General features: G+C 61.9%; 17 protein-coding genes. 15 read left to right on the forward strand and 2 right to left on the reverse strand.

What is annotated here, in order from left to right:
• Together J0I64_RS13615 and J0I64_RS13620 are read right to left on the reverse strand one after the other, a co-directional pair.
• Window positions 1-864: ABC transporter permease (locus J0I64_RS13615; protein WP_291409112.1), on the reverse strand; the 864-nt coding region annotated here is incomplete at its 3' end.
• The gene (locus J0I64_RS13620) at window positions 861-1,958 is read right to left on the reverse strand and encodes a microcin C ABC transporter permease YejB (RefSeq protein ID WP_291409114.1); all 1,098 of its coding nucleotides are present in this window, start codon (window positions 1,956-1,958) and stop codon (window positions 861-863) included. The genes J0I64_RS13615 and J0I64_RS13620, both read right to left, overlap by 4 nt.
• Before the next feature lie 190 nt (window positions 1,959-2,148).
• Here J0I64_RS13620 and J0I64_RS13625 point away from each other — a divergent pair, with 190 nt between their 5' ends.
• From J0I64_RS13625 to J0I64_RS13695, 15 genes are all read left to right on the forward strand, one after another.
• On the forward strand, window positions 2,149-2,382 hold the full coding sequence (locus J0I64_RS13625; protein WP_291409116.1) for a hypothetical protein: 234 nt from the start codon (window positions 2,149-2,151) through the stop codon (window positions 2,380-2,382).
• Between the two features lie 120 nt (window positions 2,383-2,502).
• On the forward strand, window positions 2,503-3,090 hold the full coding sequence (locus tag J0I64_RS13630; protein WP_291409118.1) for an AprI/Inh family metalloprotease inhibitor: 588 nt from the start codon (window positions 2,503-2,505) through the stop codon (window positions 3,088-3,090).
• Window positions 3,091-3,249: 159 nt separating this feature from the next.
• Window positions 3,250-4,383, forward strand: coding sequence for a cell division protein ZapE (gene zapE, locus J0I64_RS13635; protein WP_291409120.1), 1,134 nt, complete (start codon window positions 3,250-3,252; stop codon window positions 4,381-4,383).
• Window positions 4,384-4,522: 139 nt separating this feature from the next.
• On the forward strand, window positions 4,523-5,485 hold the full coding sequence (mdh, locus tag J0I64_RS13640; RefSeq protein ID WP_291409122.1) for a malate dehydrogenase: 963 nt from the start codon (window positions 4,523-4,525) through the stop codon (window positions 5,483-5,485).
• Between the two features lie 92 nt (window positions 5,486-5,577).
• Window positions 5,578-6,771, forward strand: coding sequence for an ADP-forming succinate--CoA ligase subunit beta (gene sucC, locus J0I64_RS13645; protein WP_291409124.1), 1,194 nt, complete (start codon window positions 5,578-5,580; stop codon window positions 6,769-6,771).
• A gap of 17 nt (window positions 6,772-6,788) precedes the next feature.
• A complete protein-coding gene (gene sucD, locus J0I64_RS13650; protein ID WP_291409126.1) occupies window positions 6,789-7,691 on the forward strand; it encodes a succinate--CoA ligase subunit alpha in 903 nt (300 codons plus the stop codon).
• A 375-nt stretch (window positions 7,692-8,066) separates the two neighbouring features.
• Window positions 8,067-11,069, forward strand: a complete 3,003-nt coding sequence (locus J0I64_RS13655) for a 2-oxoglutarate dehydrogenase E1 component (protein WP_291409128.1) — start codon at window positions 8,067-8,069, stop codon at window positions 11,067-11,069.
• A gap of 23 nt (window positions 11,070-11,092) precedes the next feature.
• Window positions 11,093-12,355: a 2-oxoglutarate dehydrogenase complex dihydrolipoyllysine-residue succinyltransferase gene (gene odhB / locus J0I64_RS13660; RefSeq protein WP_291409130.1), complete on the forward strand. Its 1,263-nt coding sequence runs from the start codon at window positions 11,093-11,095 to the stop codon at window positions 12,353-12,355.
• A gap of 163 nt (window positions 12,356-12,518) precedes the next feature.
• Complete coding sequence (locus J0I64_RS13665; protein ID WP_291409132.1) at window positions 12,519-12,974, forward strand: hypothetical protein; 456 nt, start codon at window positions 12,519-12,521, stop codon at window positions 12,972-12,974.
• Between the two features lie 58 nt (window positions 12,975-13,032).
• Entirely contained in the window at window positions 13,033-13,515 is a 483-nt protein-coding gene (locus tag J0I64_RS13670) for a hypothetical protein (RefSeq protein WP_291409135.1), read from the forward strand.
• 51 nt (window positions 13,516-13,566) lie between these two features.
• Entirely contained in the window at window positions 13,567-13,956 is a 390-nt protein-coding gene (locus J0I64_RS13675) for an MAPEG family protein (RefSeq protein ID WP_291409137.1), read from the forward strand.
• A gap of 84 nt (window positions 13,957-14,040) precedes the next feature.
• Window positions 14,041-14,673, forward strand: coding sequence for a LysE family transporter (locus J0I64_RS13680; protein WP_291409139.1), 633 nt, complete (start codon window positions 14,041-14,043; stop codon window positions 14,671-14,673).
• A gap of 22 nt (window positions 14,674-14,695) precedes the next feature.
• Window positions 14,696-16,105 carry a dihydrolipoyl dehydrogenase gene (gene lpdA, locus J0I64_RS13685; protein ID WP_291409141.1) on the forward strand — a complete coding sequence of 470 codons (1,410 nt, stop codon included), beginning with the start codon at window positions 14,696-14,698 and terminating at the stop codon, window positions 16,103-16,105.
• 317 nt (window positions 16,106-16,422) lie between these two features.
• Window positions 16,423-17,403 (forward strand): TRAP transporter substrate-binding protein, encoded by a 981-nt coding sequence (locus J0I64_RS13690; RefSeq protein WP_291409143.1) that lies wholly within the window; start codon window positions 16,423-16,425, stop codon window positions 17,401-17,403.
• Between the two features lie 57 nt (window positions 17,404-17,460).
• Window positions 17,461-17,988 carry a TRAP transporter small permease gene (locus tag J0I64_RS13695; protein ID WP_291409145.1) on the forward strand — a complete coding sequence of 176 codons (528 nt, stop codon included), beginning with the start codon at window positions 17,461-17,463 and terminating at the stop codon, window positions 17,986-17,988.
• The last annotated feature ends 41 nt before the right edge of the window (window positions 17,989-18,029 follow it).

The following is an 18,029-nucleotide window of genomic DNA, read 5'->3' on the forward strand; positions in this document are numbered from 1 at the left end:
GGTGAGCGTTGCGACCATGGCGTTGGGCAGGAGGTGCCGCCACATGATAACGCCATTGGAGACGCCGAGCGCGCGCGCCGCGTTCACATACTCAAAGTTGCGGGCGCGCAGGAATTCGGCGCGCACGATGCCCACCAGCGATACCCAGGAAAACAGCAGCAGAATGCCGAGCAGTACCCAGAAGCTGGGCGCGATGACGCTGGAGATGATCAGCAACAGGTAGAGCGCCGGGATCGAGGTCCAGATTTCAATGAGGCGCTGCGCCACAAGGTCAAGCCAGCCACCAAAATAGCCCTGCACGGCCCCGGCGAACACGCCGATGACCGACGAAACGACCGTGAGGATCAGGCCGAAGAGGATGGAAATCCGGAAGCCATAGACGAGGCGCGCCAGCACGTCGCGGCCGCGATCGTCGGTGCCCAGCCAATGATAATTGCCGAGGTGGCAATTGGGGTCGGCGGTGCCGCCGGGGTAGCGCGAACAGAACTGGTCCCAGCTCTGCATCCAGCTCGGCGGATTGGTGCCGGAGGAGGGGAGATAGCCATCCACCGTATCATGGCTGAAGCGGACCGGCGGCCACAGAGCCCAGCCATTGGCGGCGATCTCGTCGGCAATGAAGGGCTGGCGATAGTCGGTGGTCGCGAGGAAGCCGCCGAAGGTGACTTCGGGATAGGTGACGAAAGCCGGCGTCAGCAACTCGCCCTTGTAGGAGACGATGATGGGCCGGTCATTGGTGATGAACTCGGCACCCAGCGTCAGCACGAAGAGCACGAGGAAAATCCAGAACGCCCAGAGGCCGCGGCGATTGGCCTTGAAATTGGCTAAGCGGCGCTGATTGAGCGGGGAAAGAACGAGGCCGCTCATACGTCGCGGCTTTCAAAGTCGAGCCGCGGATCGACCCACATATAGGCAAGGTCTGAAATGAGCCCGATGACGAGACCCAGCAGCGAGAAGATGTAGAGCGTCGCAAAAACCACCGGATAGTCGCGCGTGCTGATGGCTTCAAAGCCGAGCAGCCCGAGCCCATCGAGCGAGAAGATGGTTTCGATCAGCAGTGAGCCGCCGAAGAAGGCGCCGATGAATGCGCCGGGGAAGCTGGCGATGATCAGCATCATGGCATTGCGGAATACGTGGCCGTAGAGCACCCGGCTTTCGGTCAGCCCCTTGGCGCGCGCCGTCACCACATATTGCTTGGAGATTTCGTCGAGGAAGGAATTCTTGGTCAGCAGCGTCGCGGTCGCGAAGGCGCCGAGACCCATGGAGATGATGGGCAGCACAAGATGCCAGAAATAGTCGAGCACCTGTTTCCAGAGCGGGAAGCTCGAAAAGCCGGGGGAGGTAAGGCCACGAAGCGGAAAGACCGACCAGAAACTGCCGCCGGCAAAGAGCACGACGAGGGCGATGGCAACGAGGAAGCCCGGCACGGCATAGCCGATGATGACGACGGTCGACGTCCAGACGTCGAAGCGAGAGCCGTCGCGGCGCGCCTTGGCGATCCCGAGGGGAATCGAAATGCCATACGCAATCAGCGTCATCCATAGGCCAAGCGAGATCGAGACCGGCATTTTTTCGCGCACCAGGTCGATCACCGAAATGTCGCGATAGTAGCTCTCGCCGAAATCGAAGCGCAGATAATTCCAGAGCATGGCGCCAAAGCGCTCGAGCGGCGGCTTGTCGAAGCCGAACTGCTTTTCGATCCGCGCAACCATTTCGGGCGGCAGGCCCTGGCGGCCGCGATATTGCCCGCCCTGCTGCCCGCTTTGCGGTGGCTGCGACAGGGTTTCGTCCCCGCCGCCGGTTACGCGCTCGCTCAGAGCGACGTTTTGGCCCGAGAGATTGGCGAGGGCCTGTTCAACGGGGCCGCCTGGGGCAAACTGGGTGATGAGAAAGGAAACGGCCATGATGCCGAATATCGTCGGAATCATCAGCAATAGACGGCGGATGATATAGGCGCCCATCTCGTTCCCTGTGTGCGTCCTCTCTGGCGCTGAGGCAAATCACCTTGCGCCTGCGGGACTTTAGCCGCACTGCATCACTTGCACGCCGCTTTGGCAATGTCACAACCGCGTTGAGTCGTTCGATTGCACACGGATTGGCATTGCGATGGCCGGTTTGCCCGGTCACAATCGAGCGAGAAGAGGAGCCGATATGGACTTTATCACTGTTGGCCAGGTGCGCGATGAAGGCGTGGCGCGCGTCGTTCTGGTGGCGCTGCGGGCGCATGGATTCCACCCGCTCGAACCGCGCAATGGGGGGCTGCCCGGCGTGCCGAACCTGTTTGGCGCCGAGGGTGTGGGCATTGAGGTGCCTGAAGATGAAGCTGCCGATGCAACGCTTCTGCTCGAAGAACTGTTGAAAGACATGGACCGCCCCGGCACCTAAAACAGCCACAAAGCGGTAACACGTTTTCTATGCGGGTCGGGCGTTGAACCCACGGGCAGCTTCGGTTAATAAGCCGCCTAATGAGTTAATTTCCTTTAAGCCTTCGGGCAGGAGTGACCAATGAAGGTTTGGATGCGCGGAGCCGGCTCCGTGATTGGATTGGGCCTCGTCGCACTGGCGCTCGCCGGTTGTTCGTCGACGGCTTCCAATACGGCTGGTCTGAATGTCGTTCGCGCGCCGCAGCAGTTGCAGCCGGTGCAGTCTTCCTCGGTGCAGCAGGGTACGCTGCCCGCAATCGGTGCCACCGGCACGCCGGCCCCCGGTCTTTCGGGCTCGCCGGTTCTCGGCGGCGTACCGGCCACGACCACTGCGGCCGTGACCCCGGGTACCAATAGCTCGATCGTCAATGTCGGCGCTCCGACCGCTGGTTTCTCGGCCGGTCCGGAAGGCGTGTGGACGGTTTCGGCGGGCGCAACCACCTGCCAGCTCAACCTGCCCATGACCGCCAAGACCGGCACCAACTATTACCGCGCCTCGTCGCCGGGGTGCACCGTCGCCCAGATCGCGGGCGTGACCGGTTGGCAGCAGGTTGGCAGCCAGCTGCAGCTTTATGATGATAACGGCAACATCGCCGCTTTCCTCGCTCCCTCGGGCGGCCGCTATATCGGCACCATGGGCGGCGGCCAGGCGATCTCGATGTCGCGTTGATTTTTGGGCCGGTCCTGTGCGACCGGCCTTTTCTTGACCTCCTACGGTCCAGCCTCACTCACCATGTCACCCCCGCGAAAGCGGGGGCCTCTGTTTGAACGGAGAGTCCTGCCTTTGCGGGAGTGACACCGTGATTGTCTCGGCATCGGAACTTTGCCCATGACCTTCTCCCCCCAGGGCCCAGTCCACAAAGCCTATCTCGACCTTGTCGCGCGCGGCGCGCTGACGAGCGATCCGGCGCAGCTCGATGCCACGGCGCATTTTGACCGGGTGCTGCACGACCTCAGCGTCGCCAGGCCCAAGAGTTTTCTGGGCCTGCGCGGGAAGGCAAAGCCTGTACGCGGCCTTTATCTCGTGGGCGAGGTCGGGCGCGGCAAGACCATGCTCATGGACCTGTTCTTCGCGGCGCTGCCGACGCGCCACAAGCGGCGCGTGCACTTCCACGAGTTCATGGACGAGGTGCATGTCGGGATTTCTGCCTTCCGCAAGGCGGCCCGGGGCAAGAACGAAGACGCCGATCCGGTCGAAGCGGTCACCAAGCCCATTCTCAAGTCTGGCCTGCGCGTACTCTGCCTCGACGAGTTCCACGTGCATGACATCACCAATGCCATGCTGCTCGATCGCCTGTTCGAAAAACTCTTTGCCGGTGGCGTTACCCTGATCGCCACTTCCAATGTGGTGCCCGACCAGCTCTACAAGGATGGCCTCAACCGCCAGCTCTTCCTGCCGTTCATCGCGCGGCTCAAGGAAGAAACCGAGGTCGTGGAACTGCTATCAGAGCAGGACTATCGGCGTTTGAAATTCGCCGGCCAGCAGGTCTACGCCTTTGGCGCCGACACGCGCGCTACCATGGACAAGCTCTGGCTGCGGATCACCGGTGGCGAGCCCGGTCATCCCGGCACAGTCGAAAGCATTGGCCGCCATATTCCGGTGCCGCTGCAATCCATGGGCGCGGCGCGCTTCAACTTTTCCGACCTCTGCGAAAAGCCGCTCGGCACGCGCGACTTCGTGCGCATTGCCCATCAGTTCGATTCGCTTGTCATCGACGGCATCCCGCAGATGGATCGGACCAAGTCGGACGCTGCCAAGCGTTTCATCCTTCTGATCGACAGCCTCTATGATCGCGGGGTGAAACTCGCCGCCAGTTTCGAGGTGCCGCTCGAACAGCTCGGGCTCGACGACAAGACCGCCTTCGAGTTCCAGCGCACCATTTCGCGCCTCAACGAGATGCAGTCGGAAGAATACCTCGCCAAGGGCCTTCGCGATGCGGCGCGGGTGGAGGAGGGGGCTTAGGCTCCACATGCCCGTTTGGCATACCCCCATCGCCCTTCGGCAAGGCGATTTGCGCCATTACGACGAAGGGTTCACTTGCCCGGTTTGCCCGGTAGGGTTAAGACGTGCCCGAAATCAACGCAGTCCGGGATGAAGACTTATGGCGCGTAAGAAGATCGCACTCATTGGCTCGGGTCAGATTGGCGGTACTCTCGCCCTTCTCGCAGCCCAGAAGGAACTTGGCGACGTCGTTCTGTTCGACGTGGTTGATGGTGTCCCGCAGGGCAAGGCCCTCGACATCGCCCAGTCCGCTCCTTCGCAGAGCTTCGACGCGGTCATCAAGGGCACGTCCGAATACAAGGACATCGAAGGCGCTGACGTCGTGATCGTCACCGCCGGCGTGCCGCGCAAGCCGGGCATGAGCCGTGACGACCTTCTCGAAATCAACCTCAAGGTGATGGAACAGGTCGGCGCCGGCATTGCCAAGTACGCTCCGAACGCCTTCGTCATCTGCATCACCAACCCGCTCGACGCGATGGTCTGGGCCCTGCAGAAGTTCTCCGGCCTGCCGACCAACAAGGTCATCGGCATGGCTGGCGTGCTCGACTCCTCTCGCTTTGTCCACTTCATCGCCGACGAACTCGGCGTGTCGGTCGAAGACATCAACGCCTTCGTGCTCGGCGGCCACGGCGACACCATGGTGCCGCTCGCCCGCTACTCCACCGTTGCCGGCATTCCGCTGACCGACATCGTCAAGATGGGCTGGATCACCAAGGAACGCCTCGACGAAATCATCCAGCGCACCCGTGATGGCGGCGCCGAGATCGTTTCGCTGCTCAAGACCGGTTCGGCCTTCTACGCCCCGGCTGCTTCCGCCATTGCCATGGCCGAAAGCTACCTCAAGGACAAGAAGCGCATCCTGCCCTCCGCTGCCTTCCTCTCCGGCCAATATGGCGTCAAGGACACCTATGTCGGCGTCCCCGTGCTGATCGGCGCCGGCGGCGCGGAAAAGGTCATCGAGATCTCGCTCAACTCGGCCGAGCAAAAGGCCTTCGACAAGTCCGTGGAGGCCGTGGAAGGCCTTATCGCGGCCTGTAAGAAAATCGCGCCAAAGCTGGCGTAAGAAACAGAAAAGCCGCTGGTAGCCCCAGCGGCTTCTCCCTTTCCGGTCTCTGGAATTGGCCGGATCATCTCTGCCCACCCAAGGGGAATTCAATGAACATCCATGAACATCAGGCCAAGGCGCTGCTGAAGGAATATGGCGCGCCCGTTGCTGCTGGCGTCGCCATTTTCTCGGCCGACGAAGCTGAAGCTGCAGCCAAGTCGCTGCCCGGCCCGCTCTATGTGGTCAAGAGCCAGATCCATGCCGGCGGCCGCGGCAAGGGCAAGTTCAAGGAACTCGGTCCCGATGCCAAGGGCGGCGTGCGCCTGGCCCGTTCGATCGAAGACGTTGTCGCCTTCTCCAAGGAAATGCTTGGCAACACCCTCGTCACCGCCCAGACCGGCGATGCCGGCAAGCAGGTGAACCGCCTTTATATCGAAGACGGCGCCGATATCGCCCGCGAGCTCTACTGCTCGCTGCTGGTCGATCGTTCCGTCGGTCAGGTGGCTTTCGTCGTTTCGACCGAAGGCGGCATGGACATCGAGGCTGTCGCCCATGACACCCCGGAAAAGATCCACACCATCGCGATCGATCCCGAAGCCGGCGTGACCGCCGCAGACACCGCCAAGATCGTTGCTGCCCTGGCGCTCGACGGCGCTGCCGCCGAAGACGCCAAGACGCTCTTCCCGATCATCTACAAGGCGTTCAGCGAGAAGGACATGGCTCTTCTCGAAATCAACCCGCTGATCGTCATGACCAATGGCCACCTGCGCGTTCTCGACGCCAAGGTGTCGTTCGACGGCAACGCCCTGTTCCGCCACGATGACATCAAGGCGCTCCGCGACGAGACCGAAGAAGACAGCAAGGAAATCGAGGCCTCGAAGTGGGACCTCGCCTATGTCGCGCTCGACGGCAATATCGGCTGCATGGTGAACGGCGCTGGCCTTGCCATGGCGACCATGGACATCATCAAGCTTTACGGCAAGGAGCCGGCAAACTTCTGCGACGTCGGCGGTGGCGCCGGCAAGGAGAAGGTGGCTGCAGCCTTCAAGATCATCACGGCTGACCCGAAGGTCGAGGGCATCCTCGTCAACATCTTCGGCGGCATCATGAAGTGCGACGTCATCGCCGAAGGCGTGGTCGCAGCCGTGAAGGAAGTGGGTCTCAAGGTGCCGCTGGTCGTGCGCCTCGAAGGTACCAATGTCGAACTGGGCAAGAAGATCCTCAACGAGTCGGGTCTGGCGATCACCGCTGCGGATGATCTCGACGACGCCGCCAAGAAGATCGTCGCGGCGATCAACGGCTAACTGAAGGACCCTTACTCATGTCGATTCTCGTCAACAAGAATACCAAGGTCCTCGTTCAGGGCCTGACCGGCAAGACCGGTACCTTCCACACCGAACAGGCGCTTGCTTACTACGGCACGCAGATGGTCGGCGGTATCCACCCCAAGAAGGGTGGCGAAACCTGGACCGGCGCTGGTGGCGAAACCCTGCCGATCTTCGCAACCGTCGCTGAAGCCAAGGAACGCACCGGCGCTGACGCTTCGGTCATCTATGTGCCGCCTGCCGGCGCAGCCGATGCCATCATCGAAGCCATCGATGCGGAAATCCCGTTCATCACCTGCATCACCGAAGGTATCCCGGTGATGGACATGGTGCGCGTCAAGGCTCGCCTCGATCGCTCCAAGTCGCGTCTCCTCGGCCCCAACTGCCCGGGCGTCCTGACGCCGGAAGAATGCAAGATCGGCATCATGCCGGGTTCGATCTTCCGCAAGGGTTCGGTGGGTATTGTTTCGCGTTCGGGCACGCTTACCTATGAAGCAGTGTTCCAGACCTCCAATGAAGGCCTCGGCCAGACCACGGCTGTCGGCATCGGCGGCGACCCGGTCAAGGGCACCGAATTCATCGACGTCCTCGAAATGTTCCTGGCTGACGACGCTACCGAGTCGATCATCATGATCGGTGAAATCGGCGGTTCGGCCGAAGAAGATGCGGCTCAGTTCCTCATCGACGAAGCCAAGAAGGGCCGCAAGAAGCCGATGGCTGGTTTCATCGCCGGCCGCACCGCTCCCAAGGGCCGTACCATGGGCCATGCCGGCGCCGTGGTTTCCGGCGGCAAGGGCGATGCCGAGTCCAAGATCGCTGCGATGGAAGCTGCGGGCATCCGCGTTTCGCCGTCGCCGGCGCGTCTGGGCACCACGCTTGTGGAAGTGCTCAAGGGCTAAAGTCGGGCTACCTTCCGCCTAACCTCCCCCCGGATGGGGGAGGGATAGCGCGGTGGGTGGGGCTTCGATTTGGCCAAGGCCCCGATCGGTTTCTCCTCCCTTTCAGGGGGAGGTCCGATGGGGGTGGTGTCGACTGAAATTACCCCTATGCGACCAATGTTGGTCGCGCTTCGGTCACGGTTCAGTGTTACGCCTGCCAGTAGACAAGAAAAATTGTAGTGTGAGTACGGCGCCTGCTCACGGGCGCCGTAAGTCTTAACAAGATACAAAGGAAAAGCGGTCAATATCCCCCGCAATGGGTGACCGCAGTTAGAACCGGTTCTCCGCTGGTTTGTTGAGAAGGATGACAGGACGCAAGGTCCTGCGCAAAAAGCGATGACACGACAGGAAAAGAACGACGCGTTCTTACTGACCTCGTTCCTCTATGGGGGGAACGCCGACTACATCGAACAACTCTACTCCCGTTACAAAGCGGACCCCAACAGCGTCGATGCGACGTGGTCCAGCTTCTTCTCCCGGCTTGATGACAGCGATGGCGTCGCCGAGAAGAACGCAGCCGGCCCGAGCTGGGGCCGCAAGGACTGGCCGCAGCCGGCAAGCGGCGAGCTGGTTTCCGCGCTGGACGGTAACTGGGCCGAGGTTGCGGTAAAGACCGAGAAGGCTGTGGCCAAGAAGGCTGCCGCCGAAGGTAAGCCCGCCCCCACCGTCACCGAGGTGCTGCAGGCCACGCGCGACTCCATCCGCGCCATCATGATGATCCGCGCCTATCGCATGCGCGGTCACCTGCATGCCGATCTCGATCCGCTCAAGCTCAAGGCCGATGAACCGGCGCCGGAACTCGATCCGCGCAGCTACGGTTTCACCGACGCCGATTTCTCGCGCAAGATCTTCATCGACAACTATCTGGGTCTCGAATACGCGACGCTCCCGGAAATGCTGGCGATCCTCGAACGTACCTATTGCGGCACGGTCGGTATCGAGTTCATGCACATCTCCGATCCTGAAGCCAAGCAGTGGATTCAGGAACGCATCGAGGGTCCGGACAAGGAAATCACCTTCTCTGCCGAAGGCAAGAAGGCGATCCTCAACAAGCTGATCGAGGCCGAAGGCTTCGAGAAGTTCCTCGACGTCAAGTATACCGGCACCAAGCGCTTCGGCCTCGACGGCAGTGAAGCGGCCATTCCGGCGCTCGAGCAGATCATCAAGCGCGGCGGTGCCCTGGGCATCAAGGACATCGTTGTCGGCATGGCCCACCGTGGCCGTCTCAACGTCCTTACCCAGGTTCTGGGCAAGCCGCACCGCGCGCTGTTCCACGAATTCAAGGGCGGCGCCTTCTACCCCGACGACGTCGAGGGTTCGGGCGACGTGAAGTACCACCTCGGTGCTTCGTCCGACCGCGAGTTCGACGGCAACAAGGTTCACCTGTCGCTGACCGCAAACCCGTCGCACCTCGAGATCGTCGATCCCGTCGTGCTGGGCAAGTCGCGCGCCAAGCAGGACCAGCACATTTCGCCCGAAGGCAAGCTGGTCAACGTCGACCAGGAAGGCAAGCCGGACCGCTCCATGGTTCTGCCGCTGCTCATCCATGGCGATGCGGCCTTTGCCGGCCAGGGCGTCGTTGCCGAGTGTCTCGGTCTTTCTGGCCTCAAGGGTCACCGCACCGGCGGTTCGATCCACCTCGTGATCAACAACCAGATCGGCTTCACCACTTCGCCCATCTATTCGCGTTCGTCGCCCTATCCGACCGACGTGGCCAAGATGATCGAGGCGCCGGTTCTGCATGTGAACGGCGACGATCCCGAAGCCGTGGTCTTTGGTGCCAAGGTCGCTGTCGAATATCGCCAGAAGTTCGGCCGCCCGGTCGTGCTCGATATCTTCTGCTACCGTCGCTTCGGTCATAACGAAGGCGATGAGCCTGCGTTCACCCAGCCGCTGATGTATTCGCGCATCCGCAGCCACAAGACGACGCTGGAAATCTACTCGGAAAAGCTCGTTGCCGAGGGTCTGCTTTCGGCCGAAGACGTCGAAAAGCTCAAGGCCGACTGGCGCGCCAAGCTCGAAAGCGAATTCGAAGCCGGCCAGGACTATCGCCCGAACAAGGCCGATTGGCTCGACGGCGCCTGGAAGAACTTCAAGCCCGCCGATGACGAAGGTCCGCGCCGTGGCGAGACCGGTGTTGCCCTCGAAAAGCTCACCGAGATCGGCACCAAGCTCACCCAGGCTCCGGCCGACTTCAACGTGCACCGCACGGTCAAGCGCTTCCTCGACAATCGCCTCGGTGCGATCGAGTCGGGCGAGGGCATCGACTGGGCGACGGCCGAAGCTCTGGCTTTCGGTACGCTCGTCACCGAAGGTCACCCGGTTCGCCTTTCCGGTCAGGATTGCGAACGCGGCACGTTCAGCCAGCGCCACTCGGTGCTGAATGACCAGCAGGTCGAGAACAAGACCTACACACCGCTCAACAATCTCGATGCCAACCAGGCGCGCTACGAAGTCATCAACTCGATGCTTTCCGAAGAAGCCGTGCTTGGTTTCGAATATGGCTACTCGCTGGCCGAGCCGCGCGCGCTGACCCTGTGGGAAGCGCAGTTCGGCGACTTCGTGAACGGTGCGCAGGTCGTCATCGACCAGTTCATCTCCTCGGGCGAACGCAAGTGGTTCCGCATGTCGGGCCTCGTGATGCTTCTGCCGCACGGCTATGAAGGGCAGGGCCCGGAGCACTCCTCCGCACGCCCCGAGCGCTTCCTGCAGCTTTGCGCCGAAGACAACATGCAGGTCGCCAACTGCACGACCCCAGCCAACTACTTCCACATCCTGCGCCGCCAGCTGAAGCGCGAGTTCCGCAAGCCGCTGATCCTGATGACGCCCAAGAGCCTGCTGCGCCACAAGCGCGCCGTCTCCGGCCTCGTCGAGCTCGGCCCAGACTCCTGCTTCCACCGTCTCCTCTGGGACGATGCCGAAGCGCCCGGCCTGCCCAAGACCACGATCAAGCTCGTTTCCGACGAGAAGATCCGTCGCGTCGTGCTCTGCACGGGCAAGGTCTATTACGACCTGCTCGAAGACCGCGAAAAGAAGGGCGTCGACGACGTCTATCTGCTGCGCGTCGAGCAGCTCTATCCGTTCCCGGCCAAGGCCGTGCTGGACGAGCTCAGCCGCTTCCCGAATGCGGAAGTCGTCTGGTGCCAGGAAGAGCCGAAGAACATGGGCGCCTGGGCGTTTATCCAGCCCTATGTGGAATGGGTGTTCGACCAGATGGGCCGCGAATATCAGCGCGTCCGTTATGTCGGCCGTCCGGCCGCTGCCTCGCCGGCGACTGGCCTGATGCGCACGCATCTGGCTCAGCTCCAGGCATTCCTCGACGAAGCCTTCGCCAAGTAAGCGCAAGATAAAAGGATCAAACAATGTCGACAGAAATCCGTGTGCCGACGCTGGGCGAAAGCGTTACCGAAGCCACCATCGGCCAGTGGTTCAAGAAGGTTGGCGACACCGTCAACGCTGACGAGCCTCTGGTTGAACTCGAAACCGACAAGGTGACCATCGAAGTGCCGGCTCCTGCCTCCGGTGTGCTCGAAGCCATCGCTGCCAACCCCGGTGACACCGTGGACGTGGGCGCGCTGCTCGGTGCCATTGCTGCCGGCGCAGGCGCCGCGGCCTCGGCTCCCGCCGCCGCTGCTGCTCCCACTCCGGCCAAGGCTGAAGTTCCGGCTGCCAATGCTGCCGGTCCCGAGCCGATCAAGGCCACCGACCGCGCTCCGGCTCCCTCGGCCCAGAAGCTGATCGCCGAAAGCGGCATTGACGCCGGCAACATTGCCGGTTCGGGCAAGTCCGGTCAGGTGCTCAAGGAAGACGTGCTGGCCGCGCTTTCGCGCGCCACCACGGCTCCGGCTGCTGCTGCCGCTCCGGCCAAGCCCGCTGCTGCACCGGCTCCGGCCGCGCCGCGTTCGCCCAGCCCGGCAGGCGATGCCGAGCGCGAAGAACGCGTCAAGATGACCCGCCTGCGCCAGACGATCGCTCGTCGCCTCAAGGACGCGCAGAACACCGCTGCCATGCTCACGACGTTCAACGAAGTGGACATGAAGCCGGTCATGGACCTGCGCAATTCCTACAAGGAACTGTTCGAGAAGAAGCACGGCGTGAAGCTGGGCTTCATGGGCTTCTTCACCAAGGCCGTCGTTCACGCCCTCAAGGAAATCCCGGCCGTCAACGCCGAGATCGATGGCGATGACCTGATCTACAAGCAGTACGCCCATATCGGCGTCGCCGTTGGTACCGACAAGGGCCTCGTGGTTCCGGTCGTGCGCAATGCCGACACCATGAGCATTGCCGAGATCGAGAAGGAAATTTCCAACCTCGGCAAGAAGGCGCGCGACGGTCAGCTGTCGATGGCCGACATGCAGGGCGGCACCTTCACCATCTCCAACGGTGGTGTCTATGGCTCGCTGATGTCCACGCCTATCCTCAACGCGCCGCAGTCTGGTATTCTTGGCATGCACAAGATCCAGGAGCGCCCGGTCGTCGTCGGCGGCCAGATCGTCATCCGTCCGATGATGTATCTCGCGCTCTCCTATGACCACCGTATCGTCGACGGCAAGGAAGCCGTGACGTTCCTGGTCCGCGTCAAGGAAAGCCTGGAAGCGCCCGAGCGCCTCGTGCTCGACCTCTAAGGGTCAATCAAATTTTTCGAGGAAAGGCCCGCTTCGGCGGGCCTTTTTTCATGCGCTAACCAAACCGTGTTGTGGGCTGTGCTCGACGTTAACAGTCTGTTAGCGCATACACCCCCTAAGCATAGCGCTGTCGTATCATTGTTACACGCACCGGAGATGTGGTTTGCGTTCCTGTCTGGCCCTGGCCGTTTCCCTTGTGAGCCTGGTTATCCCCGCTCATGCACAGGACGATACCACAGCCAACAATCAGCTCATTGGCGAGCTCATGGCCTTCCACGGCTCGCAGGCCATCGTGCAGGCCATGACCACCCATTGCTACGAAAACACCGGCCTCGACAGCGCCTACAAGACCGCCGCCGAAAATTGGTATCTGCGCAATATCGGCTTCCTCGATCTTGCCGACCGCGTCATCAACAGCCTGGGCGGGGCCGCCGAAGGCCAGCAGCGCGCGGCCGAGACCTATGGCGGTTCGCAGATCATGTCGGCCTATAACCAGGCGCCCGACAAGAACAGCTTCTGCCGGGCTTTCCTCGAGCAGGTCGATTCCGGCGCCCTCGATATCGACCAGCAATTGCCCGCGCCGCTGAAGCGCGCGCAGGAAATCTCCGCCTCTTCCTGATCCCGCTTGTCATGGCCCGCGGCTCGCCTAAACTCCTCTGAGGGCAGGGGGAGTGGTCATGCGCTGGCTACCGGTTTTCATGCTGATCTGCGGATCGAGCGTCGCCATGGCGGCGCCGGATTGCTCCTTCGAAAACGCGCGCTATGCCCAGGCAGACGGATGGATGCTGCAGTTCCAGCCGGTGCCGCGCGATGCGCCAGCAAACCAGACGGCCTCCTTTATCCTCGGTCTCAAGTCGGGTGCTAAACTGACCGGCGCGATCATGTGGCCCAATGGCTATTCGACCCCGCTCTGGAGCGTGGAAGGGCCGTGCCAGCCCGATGGAGACGAGATTTGCCGTTTCACCGAAGCGGAGAACAACACGGCCTATGTGCTGGCCGAGGCCGGGATAGAGCGCATGCCGGAGCAGATGGACGGACCGCCAGCACGGCAGGTTCTGCTGACGCAACTGGCAGCGACGATCTGGTATTCATCCCATCGGTCCCTCGAGTTCGACGGGGAGCCGGGTGACGTCTTCGATTTTGCCGGCTGCGCAAACTGATCCGGGACCGGCCGCGTTCCGTAGTCAGTCAGAGGTCACCAAGGAAATAGCATGAGCATCGAACTCACCCTCGTCATCTGGAGCGCCGTGCTGGCAGGCGCCTATCTCTTTGTGCAATCGACCATTTATCGGCTCGACTATGGCGTGAAGCATGCCGCGACGCCGCGTGACGATGAGCGAGAGCCCAACAAGTGGACCGGCCGCGGCAATCGGGCCCTGCGCAACTTTCTTGAGACCTATCCGATCTTTATCGCTCTTGCCCTGGCTGTGGAACTCTCCGGCCGGTCTGATGCGCTGACCCAGTGGGGCGTGCAGATCTGGTTCTGGGCGCGCTGGGTCTATCTGCCAGCCTATTTCATCGACATCGCCTTCCTGCGCTCGGGCATCTGGTTCATTTCGGCCATCGGGCTGGGGCTGCTTTTCTTCGGGGCGGCGTTCTAGGGCAGGGGGCCTTGCCGGGCGCCGCATTGCCGCCCGGGTGCCGGTGGTGTAACCCTTGCCTCGCTTACTTTCGCGGTGCGGAACATGACCTTTCCCTGGTTCGAATTTGCCGGCCTGATGCTCGCCTTCGGGATCAATGCCGTGATCCCCGGCGCCGACTTCGCCATGGTGCTGCGACAGTCCGTGGTTCACGACCGCCGAGCGGCGCTCTTCACTTCAGCCGGCATTGCCACATCGATCCTGGTCCACGGCACCTATACCCTGCTGGGCGTTGGCGTGATCGTTGGGCAGTCGCTGCTTTTGTTCAATATTCTCAAGTGGTTGGGTGCAGCGTATCTCGTGTGGCTGGCAATCGCGGCTCTCCGCAGCCCGCCGCCGCAGCCGCCGACCGAGCTTGACGCCACGCAGGCGCGCCGTGGGGACATGGCCGCGTTCGCGCTCGGTTTCCTGACCAATCTGCTCAATCCCAAGGCCGTACTCTTCTTCCTTGCCCTCTTCACATCGCTGGTGTCGATCCACACCCCAGGAGAGATCAAGATCATCTATGTGGGCAGCATGAGTCTTATGCTTTTTGCCTGGTTCGCATTGGTGTCGGTTTTCTTTACGACCCCTTCGGTGCGACAGGGCTTTTTCCGAGTCGGCCGGTGGTTTAATCGGGTCACCGGCATTACATTCCTGGCGTTGGCCGTTCGCGTCGCGCTGGCACAGCAGCGCTAATCTTTTCTGAGGCTTTGAAATCATGGCAGACCAATTCGACCTAGTAGTTATCGGCTCCGGCCCCGGCGGCTATGTGGGCGCCATTCGCGCCGCACAGCTCGGGATGAAGGTCGCCGTGGTCGAGAAGTGGCCAACCCTGGGCGGCACCTGCCTCAATATCGGTTGCATCCCCTCCAAGGCGTTGCTCCACGCCTCCGAGCTGTTTGAAGAAGCCGGCCACAGCTTCAAGACGCTCGGCATCGACATTCCTGCCCCGGTTCTCAACCTGCCGCAGATGATGAACCACAAGGCAGACGTCGTCGCCTCGAACGTTGGCGGCGTCGATTACCTGTTCAAGAAGAACAAGATCACTGTGTTCCGCGGCATCGGCTCCATCCCCGCCGCCGGCAAGGTTCTGGTGACCCCGCAGTCCGGTCCGCAGACCGAAGTGCTGACCAAGAACATCGTCATCGCCACCGGCTCGGTTTCGACCAATCTGCCGGGCATCGAGATCGACGAAAAGACCGTTGTCACTTCCACGGGTGCCCTGACGCTCGACAAGGTGCCGGCCCGTCTGCTCGTCATCGGCGCTGGCGTCATCGGGCTTGAGCTGGGTTCGGTCTGGGCGCGCCTCGGCTCGCAGGTGACCGTCGTCGAATATCTCGACCGCATCCTGCCGGGCATGGACAGTGAAGTTGCCCGCCAGTTCCAGCGCATGCTGCAGAAGCAGGGCATCGAGTTCAAGCTTTCGAGCAAGGTTGCCGGCATCGACAAGCAGGACAATGGCGCGCTCAAGGTTCGCGTCGAGCCCGCCAAGGGTGGCGAAGTCGAACTGCTCGATGCCGACGTGGCGCTGGTCGCCATCGGTCGCAAGCCGTTCACCGAAGGCCTGGGCCTCGATCTCGCCGGTGTGTCGCTCGACGAGCGTGGTCGCGTGCATGTCGACGGCCACTACAAGACCTCGGTCGACGGCATCTATGCCATTGGCGACGTGATTGCCGGCCCGATGCTGGCGCACAAGGCCGAAGACGAAGGCATTGCCGTTGCTGAAATCCTGGCTGGCCAGGCTGGGCACGTGAACTACGCCGCCATCCCGTCGGTGGTTTACACCAATCCGGAAGTCGCCTCCGTCGGCAAGACCGAAGACGAGCTGAAGGCTGCCGGCGTCAACTACAAGATCGGCAAGTTCCCCTTCACCGCCAATGGCCGCGCCAAGGCCATGCTGGCTACGCAGGGCTTTGTGAAGATCCTGGCTGATGTGGAAACCGACCGCGTTCTCGGCGCCCACATCGTGGGCAAGAACGCTGGCGAGATGATCCACGAGCTGGTGACGCTGATGGAATTCTCGGGGGCTTCCGAGGACCTGGCCCGCACCACGCATGCTCACCCGACCCTGTCGGAAGCGGTGCGCGAAGCCGCCCTCGCACTGGGCGACGGGGCGATCCACATCTAGGGATCGCTTTCTCACCCACCGGGTTATTCCCGCGAACGCGGGAAGCTGTGGCGGGGCAGGGCCTTTCCGCTTTCGTCGGGATGACGTCCCTCAAATTGAGCCAGATCAGGCGCCGCAATCCGCGGCGCCTTTTTCGTCTCTCCAAAAGTCATCATACAACATGATGTTAATTGTACGTTGACTCATCTCTTTCACTTCCATACCAGTTTCAGTCATGGCGCTGGCTCGTGCAAGAGGCGGCGTCCGTGGCTGGCAAGACCGGCCGGGCATGCGCGGTTCGTGGAGGAGCCGCCGTGTTGGATTTTGGGAGGACACCAATGTTTCATATGCCAAAGGTGGCGGCTGCGGCCGTCATCGCCTCTAGCCTTATGCTTTCGGGGGCCAGCGCCCAGACGGTGTTGCGCTCGTCGGACACCCATCCTGATGGCTACCCGACCGTGGAAGCCGTCAAGAAGTTCGGCGAGCTCTTGAGCGCCAAGACTGATGGCCGCTATTCGGTGGACGTGTTCCACTCCGCCCAGCTTGGGCAGGAAGCCGACACGATCGAGCAGACCCAGTTCGGCGTGATCGACATGAACCGCATCTCGATCGGCGCCTTCGGCACCCAGGTGCCGGAAGCCACAGTCACCCAGCTGCCCTATATTTTCCGCTCGGCTGACCACTTCCACAATGTGCTCGACGGCCCGATCGGCGAGGAAATCCTCTCCGCCTTCGACAAGGTGGATGTCGTGGCGCTGGCCTTCTACGACGGCGGCGCGCGCTCGTTCTACAACAGCGAGAAGCCGATCACTTCGCCGCAGGACATGGCGGGCCTCAAGTTCCGCGTCATGCAGTCTGACATTTTCGTCGACATGGTCGGTGCCCTCGGCGCCAATGCCACGCCGATGCCCTATGGCGAAGTCTATTCCGCCATCCAGACCGGCGTTATCGAAGGCGCCGAGAACAACTATCCGAGCTATGACACCGCCGGCCACGCCGAAGTTGCCAAGTTCTACTCCCTCGACGAACACCTGATGGTGCCGGAAGTCCTGGTGATCTCGAAGGTCATCTGGGACGGCCTGACCCCTGAAGACCAGGCTCTCTTCCGCGAGGCCGCCAAGGAATCCGTTGCTGCCCAGCGCGACCTCTGGGCCGCCAAGGAGGTGGAGTCCAAGGCCAAGGTGGAAGCTCTCGGCGCCACGATCAATGAGGTCGACAAGGCTCCGTTCATCGAAGCGATGAAGCCGGTCTATGAAAAGTACGTCACCGATCCCGCCCTGCAGGATCTGGTTGCGCGCATCCAGGCCACTGAAGGCTGATCTGCAGCCGGGTCGACCTTCGGGTCGGCCCGGCCGTCTTGCGGGGGAGAATTCCTGATGAGAGATCGGCTTTTGAAGATCAGCGCCGTGCTGCGCGCGCTGTCGAACGCCTCACTCTGGCTGGCGGGCGTCGGGCTTGTCGCCATGACCGCCATCGTCGCCTACCAGGTCTATATGCGCTTCGTGGTCAATTCGTCACCGCCATGGACCGAGGCGGCTTCGATCATGATCATGAGCTGGTTCATTTTCCTCGGGGCCGCCGTTGGCGTCCGGGAGAATTTCCATATGGGCTTTGACGTGCTGCTGTATTTCCTGCCGCCGGGTGCCAAGCCGTGGCTGCGGGCGACCAGCGACGTTGCCATTCTGGCCTTTGCCATGGGCATGGTCTTTTACGGCGGCGAACTCGCCTGGCGTGGCCTTGGCGTTCGCATTCCGGTCATCGGCCTGCCACAGGCCTTCACCTATCTTCCGATCGTGATTTCCGGCGTCCTCATGTGCCTGTTCTCGCTCGAGCGCATCTTTCTGCGCCTGGCCGGCGAGAATGTGGACGATGCCGAAGCCGATCCTTCAATCACCGAGGCCTAGTTCCCAATGGAATACTGGATTCTCTTCGGCGTCTTCACATT

It is taken from the genome of Devosia sp. (assembly GCF_017307565.1).
GTDB lineage: Bacteria > Pseudomonadota > Alphaproteobacteria > Rhizobiales > Devosiaceae > Devosia.